Annotated in this window: 8 protein-coding genes; 4 read left to right on the top strand and 4 right to left on the bottom strand. The window is 61.9% G+C overall.

Features of this window, described 5'->3' with window-relative positions:
- The 3 genes from GY725_21095 to GY725_21085 all read right to left on the bottom strand — a co-directional run.
- Positions 1–588, bottom strand: a 588-nt coding sequence (locus GY725_21095; protein MCP4006684.1) for a sel1 repeat family protein, incomplete at its 3' end; no start/stop codon positions are given.
- Positions 585–1,814, bottom strand: a complete 1,230-nt coding sequence (locus GY725_21090) for a CoA transferase (GenBank protein MCP4006683.1) — start codon at positions 1,812–1,814, stop codon at positions 585–587. The genes GY725_21090 and GY725_21095, both read right to left, overlap by 4 nt.
- Before the next feature lie 47 nt (positions 1,815–1,861).
- Positions 1,862–2,743 (bottom strand): LLM class flavin-dependent oxidoreductase, encoded by an 882-nt coding sequence (locus tag GY725_21085; GenBank protein ID MCP4006682.1) that lies wholly within the window; start codon positions 2,741–2,743, stop codon positions 1,862–1,864.
- Between the two features lie 105 nt (positions 2,744–2,848).
- Here GY725_21085 and GY725_21080 point away from each other — a divergent pair, with 105 nt between their 5' ends.
- Complete coding sequence (locus GY725_21080) at positions 2,849–4,405, top strand: propionyl-CoA carboxylase (GenBank protein MCP4006681.1); 1,557 nt, start codon at positions 2,849–2,851, stop codon at positions 4,403–4,405.
- A gap of 40 nt (positions 4,406–4,445) precedes the next feature.
- Complete coding sequence (locus GY725_21075; protein MCP4006680.1) at positions 4,446–5,312, top strand: TIGR03619 family F420-dependent LLM class oxidoreductase; 867 nt, start codon at positions 4,446–4,448, stop codon at positions 5,310–5,312.
- A gap of 52 nt (positions 5,313–5,364) precedes the next feature.
- Here the strand turns inward: GY725_21075 and GY725_21070 are convergent, their stop codons facing one another.
- Positions 5,365–6,363 (bottom strand): glutathione S-transferase family protein, encoded by a 999-nt coding sequence (locus tag GY725_21070; GenBank protein ID MCP4006679.1) that lies wholly within the window; start codon positions 6,361–6,363, stop codon positions 5,365–5,367.
- A gap of 182 nt (positions 6,364–6,545) precedes the next feature.
- On the opposite strand from GY725_21070, the gene GY725_21065 reads away from it, so the two are divergent.
- The gene (locus GY725_21065; protein MCP4006678.1) at positions 6,546–6,860 is read left to right on the top strand and encodes a DUF1330 domain-containing protein; all 315 of its coding nucleotides are present in this window, start codon (positions 6,546–6,548) and stop codon (positions 6,858–6,860) included.
- Positions 6,861–6,870: 10 nt separating this feature from the next.
- A partial coding sequence (locus GY725_21060) for a pyrroloquinoline quinone-dependent dehydrogenase (GenBank protein MCP4006677.1) occupies positions 6,871–8,773 on the top strand: 1,903 nt, incomplete at its 3' end.

Raw genomic sequence — 8,773 nt, 5'->3', positions numbered from 1 at the left:
GAGGTCTTCGGGGGCGGGCAACACGTACCAGTGATCCCGAGCATTCGCATCGAGCGCTTCGAGCAGTCTCTGTGCTTCGTCGTGTTTCAACGCCACCGCAGAGCGGGCCCAGCGCGTACCCTTGGTGCGATTGGCTTCGATTCCGGTTCCTCGGAGATACAGAAGGGCCAGGTTGAAGTGGGCACCCGCTACTCCCTGGGCCGCCGCCAGTTGAAGCCAGTGTTCCGCGGCCTTGCCGTCGGGAGTTTTATCCGACATCAGGCAGATGCCGATGGCGGCCTGCGCTTCTGCGAGACCCGTTTCTGCGACTTCGCGAAACAACTCGCAGGCGCGCTCGTGATTCACCGGGGTGCCGACGCCTTTGTTGTAAAGCACGGCGAGTTGCATCTTGGCTTCTACACTCCCGGTCTCTGCCAACGCCTTGGCCTTTTCGAACAAGCCCACGAGATCCAACTGCTTCTCGCCCGCCACATCAACCCCGGTTGTTACGGGGCCGGAATCTGTCGGCGTCGCTGAGTCGGCTGCGCAACCCGACAGCAGAGCGAGCGAAATGAAGAAGGGAAATGCCCTCCGTGCGTGCAAGCTCATCCCAGCGCTCCTGATTCCCGCAGCTTCGCAATCTGCTCCGCGTCATAGCCCAGTACTTCGCCGAGCACGCTGTCGCTGTGTTCCCCCACGGTCGGCGCGTGCGTGGGCTCGGGCAATTCTTCGTTCTGATACTTCACCGGGAATGGCAGCATCTCTGCACCGTGCCTCTCGATGGAATACCAGGGAAAGCGATCCTGAAACTGCGGATCCCTCGCAATCGTCTCTGGTGAATTGACCGGAGCGATCGGCGTGTTGTGCTCGTCACCAAACGAAATCCACTCTGCGGAAGACTTCGTCTTGAAGATCTCTTTGAGCTGAGCCTGAAGCTCGCGATTGCCACGCGCGTGATCTGCGAAAACCGCACCCGGCCAGGTTTCGAATAGCTCTGGTCGACCGACGCCCTCACAGAAGTTCTTCCAGAAGGCCCTTTCCGAAGCCATGAAGAGCACGTGACCGTCGGAGGACTCGTAGATCTGGTAGCGAACCCCTTCCTTCATTCCGGCCGTGCCCACGGCGCGTCGTTCGTAGTTGTCGGACTTGTTCCCGGTCACGACATCTTCGGGGCGTTCGTACGCCTTGTGGCTCTCGCTTCGGTACCAGTCCATATAGGCTGCGGCATCGGACTGGGCGATTTCCAGCATGCAGCCCTCGCCCGTCGCGCGCGCGCGAATCACCGCAGCCAGAACCCCGAGCGCGCCGAACAGCGGCCCGGCGTGCATGCCCACGGACGCGTGCTCGGGGATGAAACAGAAGCCATCGTCGTCATAAGCCGGATTGATGATGCCCGCCCAGGTATCGAAGGCGATGCCGTGCGCAGGCAGATTCTTGTAGGGACCGGTCATGCCATAGCCAGAAATATTGCAGAACACGATGCGCGGATTGTCTTCGCGCAAGACCTCGTAGCCGAGCCCGCGGCGCTCTAGCGACCCGGGCCGCATGGCCTCGATCACGACATCGGCGTCCTTGACCAGATCGCGATAGACCTGCACACCTTCGGGCGTCTTCAGGTCGAGCGTCAGACTCTTCTTTCCGCGATTGACGTGCAGGTGCATCAACGACACCTCTTCGACGATCGGCCAGGTCATTTCGCGGATGTAGTCGCCGGTCGGTGATTCGACCTTGATGACCTCGGCCCCGAGATCGGCCAGGTGGGTGGTAATGGCGGCGGGCCCGAGCAATGAACTCTCGATCACCCGGACACCGGACAATGGCGCTTGTTTGGACATGACGAGGTTCTACCGTTCTTTGGATTGCCAGACAAACTCTCGTGGGATCACGCGATCACCTCGAGCGCCCGCTCCAGTTCCTCTGGATCTGATGTCGTGGGGACCAGACACAACTCATCGGTGCCGACATCGGCCAACTGACGAACCACATCGCGAAGAGCCTGCGCCGAAGTGGTCGTGACGGTAGGTGCCAGCTTGGCCGGCACACCAGGGCCCATGAAGGCCAGGTAGCGTTCCAGGTAGGCGTCTATTTGTCCGCGGGCGTCTGCGCCCAGCGCGAACCAACAGTTCGTAACGAGCCGAGGAGCGGCATCCCGGGCTTCGTCCTTCCACGCCCTGCGCGCGGCGGAGAAGGCCAGATCCACTTCGCGAACGGACGGACCAAAGCTGAAACCGCAGATGCCATCAGCCCAGCGGGCGGCGTGCTGGATCGAACGCGCTGAGAGCGAGGCGCTCAGGATCTCCGGACCTCCGGCCTGGACGGGTAGCGGTTCGACCGGACGCGGTGCACCCTTGACGATCTTCTCACCAGACCAGACCCGCCGCATGATCTCGACCTGATTCTGCGTCTGGCCGAGACGCCGTTTCCCAAAAGGGGCGCCGACGGCATTGAAATCCTCTTCCCGCGCGCCGGCCCCGACCCCCACCGTGAGCCGGCCACCCGAGATCACATCGATGGTCGCGAGTTGCTTGGCCATCAGCACAGCGCTGTGCATGGGCAAGACGATGACGTTGGACATGATGCGCACGCGCTCGGTCAGCGCGGCGGCGGCCGCGAGCGTGACCACGATCTCCGGGTTCGGGAAGACGATGCGCTCTCCCACCGAAAGGCTCGAGAAAGGTCCCGCATCGATCGCCCGCATCCAGCCCAGGAGCGCCTCGCGATCCAGACCTGGAACCATCACGGGCAGGTTCATGCCGATTTCCATTTCCGGGCTCCCCAGACGTAGTTTCAGAGACGCGAGTTTCAGATACGGGTAACGGAGTCTACCGGCACCAGAACAGCTCGTCAGTGCTGTGATAGATTCGCCGGCATGGCGTGGAAGCCGGAGATCGAAGCCATCGAGAAGCGTCGCCAACTCGCCAAGCAACTCGGCGGAGCTGAGGCGATCGAAAAGCAGCACGCGCGGGGCCGCCTCACGGTGCGCGAGCGCGTCTCTGCCCTCGCAGACGCGGACAGTTTCGCCGAAGTCGGCGGGCTGGTGGGCGAAGCGGAAGTCGACGACGAGGGCCGGCTGAAGTCGATGGAACCCGCGAGCGTCGTGGTGGGCAACGCAAGAATCGATGGGCGGCAAGTCGTGGTCTGCGGAGACGATTTCACGATTCGCGCCGCGGCCTATTCGCCTGCCGCGCTCAAGAAGGGGCTCTACGCTGACGAGCTGGCCATCCGACGTCGCGTTCCACTGATTCGACTGCTCGAAGGCGGTGGTGCGTCGATCGCGGGGGCCAGCGGCACACGTGGGCGTTCGGGTTACGACTGGACGGCCCCGGCCCCCCTGAACCTGCTGTCGATGGAAGCCCTGTCGACCGTACCGGTCGTTTGCGCAGCGCTTGGGCCGGTGGCGGGCTTTCCGGCGGGGCGTCTGGTGGCTTCACACCTTTCCATCATGACGCGCGAAACCGCTCAGGTTCTGACCGGGGGACCCATCCTGGTGGAACGCGCGCTCGGCGAGAATCTGAACAAGGAAGAGCTGGGCGGCGCACAGGTCCACGCTCACAGTGGCGTGGTCGACAACGTGGCTGAAGACGAAGCCGATGTCTGGCGCATCACACGCAAGTTCCTGTCGTATCTGCCGTCCAATGTCTGGGAGCCCGCTCCGGTATTCGACGAGGGCGATTCGCGCACCCGTCGTGAAGAAGAACTGGAGTCGATCATTCCGCGCAACCGCCGCCGCGCCTACAAGATGCGACGGGTGATCGAACTGATCGTCGATCGCGGATCATTCTTCGAACGCGCACCCGGCTTTGGGCGCAGCCAGATCACGGGGCTGGCGCGCATAGCGGGTCAGCCGGTCGGCGTACTCGCCAACGATTGTTTCCACGGCGGTGGCTCGATGACCGCGGACGGGGCCCAGAAGGTGCGCCGCTTCTTCGAACTCTGTGATTCATTCGGATTGCCGATCGTCAGCTTCGTCGACGAGCCCGGATTCATGATCGGTGCCGAGGCCGAGCACGCGGGCACGATTCGCCACGGCATGGCTGCGATGTACGCCTCGCTTCAAACCCGGGTCCCCTGGTATGTGATCGTGATCCGAAAATCGTTCGGTGTGGCCCAGGGCATTCACCTCGGCCCCGCAAGCACCGTGGTCGCCTGGCCGTCCGCAGAATCCGGCGCCTTGCCCGTCGAGAGCGGTGTAGCGCTGGCCTTCAAGAACGAAATCGACAACGCTTCCGACTCCGATGCTCGGCGTCGCGAACTCGAAGAACAGATGGCAGCGGCACAATCGGTCTTCCCTCGGGCGGAAGAATTCGGCGTGCACGACCTGATCGACCCGCGGGAAACACGACCCCGACTATGTGACTGGATCGACGAGATCCAGCACCAACTCGGGCAACATCGCGGACCGCGACTCTATACGATGCGCCCCTGATCGCTACGCGCTCCAGCGCACCCAGCAGAGAGGTACTCCTTTGCGTTTCAGCTTTGCAGAATCGATGTGCGATCCGTCCCACTACCTGCCACTCGCGATTGCGGCCGATCAGGCGGGATTCCACTCATTCACCGTCCCGGACAGCATCTGTTATCCGGAAGTTTCCGACAGCAAGTACCCCTACACGCCTGATGGCAACCGGGAATTCCTGGAAGACAAGCCCTTCATCGAACCGTTCACGTTGATTCCCGCGATGGCGGCCGTGACCGAACGGCTGCGCTTCACGACCTTCGTAGTGAAACTTCCGATCCGGAATCCGGTGCTGGTGGCGAAATCCGCCAGTTCCGTGGCGGTCATGACGGACAATCGTTTCGGGTTCGGAATCGGCCTGAGTCCCTGGCCCGATGACTTCCGCGTAACGGATTCACAATGGCAGGGTCGCGGCGCACGCATGGACGAGATGATCGAGATCATCCGCGGGCTGACAGCCGGTGGTTTCTACGAGTTTCACGGCAAGTTCTACGACGTGGAGAGCATCAAGCTCTGTCCGGTTCCGAGCCAACCGATTCCCCTGCTGATCGGCGGCCACGCCGATCGCGCATTGCGCAGAGCCGCGGAACTGGGCGACGGTTGGATGCACGCGGGTGGAGACGGAGAGGACCTGAAAAGCTACCTCGCCAAGCTGGCGGGCTTCCGAAAGGCCTGCGGCCGCGACGGAGATCCCTTCGAAGTTCACGTGATCTCGATGGACGCCTACACCCTCGACGGCGTCCGCCGCATGGAAGACGCGGGAGTAACCGACGCAATCGTCGGTTTCCGCAACGCGTACGAAACCGATACCCAGAGCGTGAAACACAAGATCGGCGCGTTGAACCAGTACGCCGATAGCGTCATTTCCCGATTGTAGTGCTGGAGCTTCGAAAGATCCGAGGTAACGGACCTTCCATACGAATGTGCGCTCAGGCCAGATGCGGCCAGCACCCGGTCTTGCCCAGGATCTCTCTTAGTTTGGGATCGTCGCGTAGCGGTTCGAGCTTCTCTTTCAGGCGCTCGAGTGACCATGCGTGGTACTTGAAGGTCTTCTGCTCGTAGGCGCCATCGTCGAGGCGCAGACGGGTCAGCGACTCACCCTTCTTCAGCGCGTTTGTATTGGCGACGGTCCAGAAAAGAAAGCGATCGGCGACCTGTTCTTCGAGCAGGGGCGCGAGCGTGGGAAGAAGTGTGTCCACTGCTTCGAACTCACCTTCGTTCGTCGGCTCCCGCATGCGCAATAGCCAGGCTTCGAGAGAGGGAGCCGTTGAACGCACGTGGGCTCCACCGGTCGGGTCGGAGTAGGCCTGGTAGAAATTGCCCCAGATACCGAAGTCCCCGAAAGCCGGGCGCCCGCCGAACAAATAGGGGCGAGTTTCCAGGTGAGCATCGAGCAGTTCGACCGTGCGTCGCCAGGATTTTTCCAGATGCGGGCGATTGGTTTCGTTCGCCCCGGCAAACGCCATGCGCGGGCGCATGCGCCGGACGATCATCGGCGCCACGATCGGTCGCAGTAGCGAAAGAGGAAAACGCGGCAGGGTTTCGGCTGCGAGCCGTTTGCTGCACGAGCGACAGTCCGCCGGTGGCCCCCACCGGTACTGGAACATCAGCTTGTTGCACCATTCGTCCCCGAACTCTTCCAGCAAGGCTGACAGAAACTTCGAAGCGGGTTGTTCGGGATGGATCGAAGGTTCGGGGTTCTCCCGCTCGAGCCGCTCGATGATCGGAGTCGAATCCTGCATCGCCTCGTCGTCGCCAAATAGAACGAGCGGGATCAACTGCACTTTGGCGTGCTTCTGGAACAGCGCGTTCTTCGAGATGTCGCGCGAGATCCACTCGAAGGGAATTCCCTTGTAGCGCAGATAGGAGCGGACCTTGATCGTGTAGGGAGACATTTCCATACCGATCAGACGGAGCGGTCGGGTCATGCGGTCGGACCTTCTTGGTTGGGACCCCAGGGAACCTGGAGTGTTTGAAATCGATCCGGACTATACGCGTGCAGTGAAGAGGCTGCAGGGCGCGGAATGGGCTGACTCGACTCCAGAGGCGCTATCCGAGAGAATATCGCCTGAACAACTCGCCCAGAGTGCGGCAACCTGAGGAGATCCCCTTGGCCGATGTTCCCGTCTACATGATTGCGAATCTCGATATCACCGATCCGGATCGCTACCGCCAGTACGAAATGGGTTTCTTTTCCATCTTGAAGAAGCACGGGGGCGAGTTCTTTACCTTCGACGACAAGATCGAGACACTCGAAGGCGTCGCACCGCCTAGCGGACGATTGGTGATCTTCAGCTTCCCCTCGGAACAGGCCGCGCACTCCTGGTACGAAGACCCCGAGTACCAGGCGCTGTCGGAGCACAGGCGAGCGGGAACGACACTGAACTTCCTGACGATGGTTCACGGCCTGCCACCGCGCGGATAGGATGGCGAAGATGATTCGATCGAATAGAACACCCGCTGTCTGGCTGGCCTTGATCGGATCTGCTCTCTGCTTCGCATGCACAGACACTCCAGCCGACTGCAGTTGGCAGCGCCGTGGAGATGACACCGAGTGGGTCTCGTACGGCAACGATGTTGGGGGAACGCACTTCTCTCCGGTTGCACAGATCGGGACCGCCAACGTCGGCTGTCTCGAGGAGGCGTGGGAGTTTCGAACCGGAGACCTTCCGGATACCTACGGCGCACACGATTCGAATCTGGCCGCCGAAGTCACGCCGGTTCTGGTCGACGGATCTCTGATCCTGTGCACGCCCTACAACCGGGTGATTGCGCTCAATCCCGAAACCGGAGAAGAGCGCTGGAGTTTCGACCCCAAGATCGACCTGAACGGCAAGTACGGAAATCAACTGGTCTGCCGCGGTGTCTCACCGTGGTTGGACTCGAAACGGAGCGCGACCTCCGAGTGCAAGCGCACGATCTTCACCGCAACCAACGATGCGCGCCTGATCGCGATCGACGGCCGGAATGGCGAGCTGTGCAGGGATTTCGGAGATGGTGGAATCATCGATCTCAACCCCGGCGTGGGCGAACAGGAGTGGCGTGGGGAGTACCAGATGACTTCGCCGCCTGCTCTCGGGCACGACGTCGTGGTCGTCGGCTCCGCGATCTCCGACAACACGCGCAATAACGCCCCCAGTGGGGTCGTACGTGCTTACGACGCGCGCAGTGGCGCACTGCGTTGGGCCTGGGATCTGCGTCCACCGGATTTCGTTCCGACCGAGACCAATACAAGCGACGAGGGCTACGCACTGGCCACACCGAACATCTGGGCGCCGATGGCCGTCGATCTGGATCTCAATCTGGTGTTCGTGCCCACTGGTAATCCCGCACCGGACTATTTTCGCGGCGAGTCGAACCTGGACCACTACGGCAGTTCGGTGGTCGCGCTCGACCTAGACAGCGGCAAGCCGGCCTGGAGCTTTCAGACCGTGCACCGCGACCTATGGGATTTCGACTTGCCCGCGCAACCGACCCTGTTCAACCTGCGACGCAATGGTCGAGAGATTCCCGCGCTCGTTCAGGCTACGAAGATGGGGCTTCTGTTCATCCTGAACCGCGAAACCGGCGAATCGCTCTTCCCGATCGAGGAACGGCCGGTACCCCAGATCGGGGTCCCGGATGAGCGTCTCTCACCAACCCAACCGTTTCCGATCAAACCACCACCGCTGGTTCCTCACTCACTGACGGCTGACGAAGCCTGGGGCGTCACACCTTTCGATCGCGCTTCCTGCCGGACGAGCATCGAGCAACTGCGCTTCGAAGGGATCTACACACCGCCGACGATCGAAGGTACGCTCGTGGTTCCGGGCAATGCCGGTGGTTCGAACTGGGGAGGTGTTGCGGTCGACGAGGCAAACCAACGCCTGATCGCCAACACCCAGAACCTCCCCTGGATGGTCGCGCTGATACCGCGTAACGAGGCGGTCGACCTGAAGGAGGAGGGCCGCGACGAGTACGCCGAGTTCGCGCCAATGCGCGGCACACCCTATGTGTTGAAGCGCTCGTTGCTCATGTCGCCACTCGGCCTGCCCTGTAGTGCGCCGCCCTGGGGAGAACTGGCGGCCGTCGACCTGGTGAACGGAGAGATCGAGTGGCAGGTGCCACTCGGAACCGTGCGCGATCTGTCCCCCGTACCGCTTCCGTGGAAGCTCGGTGTACCAAACCTGGGTGGACCACTGGTGACCGGCGGCGGATTGATCTTCATCGGCGCGGCCCTGGAAAAGGCTTTCCGCGCCTTCGACGCGGAGACCGGTGAAGAGATCTGGAACACGCGCCTGCCCTTCGGTCCACAGGCCACACCCATGACGTATTCCGCAGGCGGACGTCAGTTCGTGG

It is taken from the genome of bacterium (genome assembly GCA_024226335.1).
Lineage (GTDB): Bacteria > Myxococcota_A > UBA9160 > SZUA-336 > SZUA-336 > JAAELY01.
Note: the sequence above shows the minus strand (reverse complement) of the source record. Positions and strands in the feature narration are given on the sequence as shown.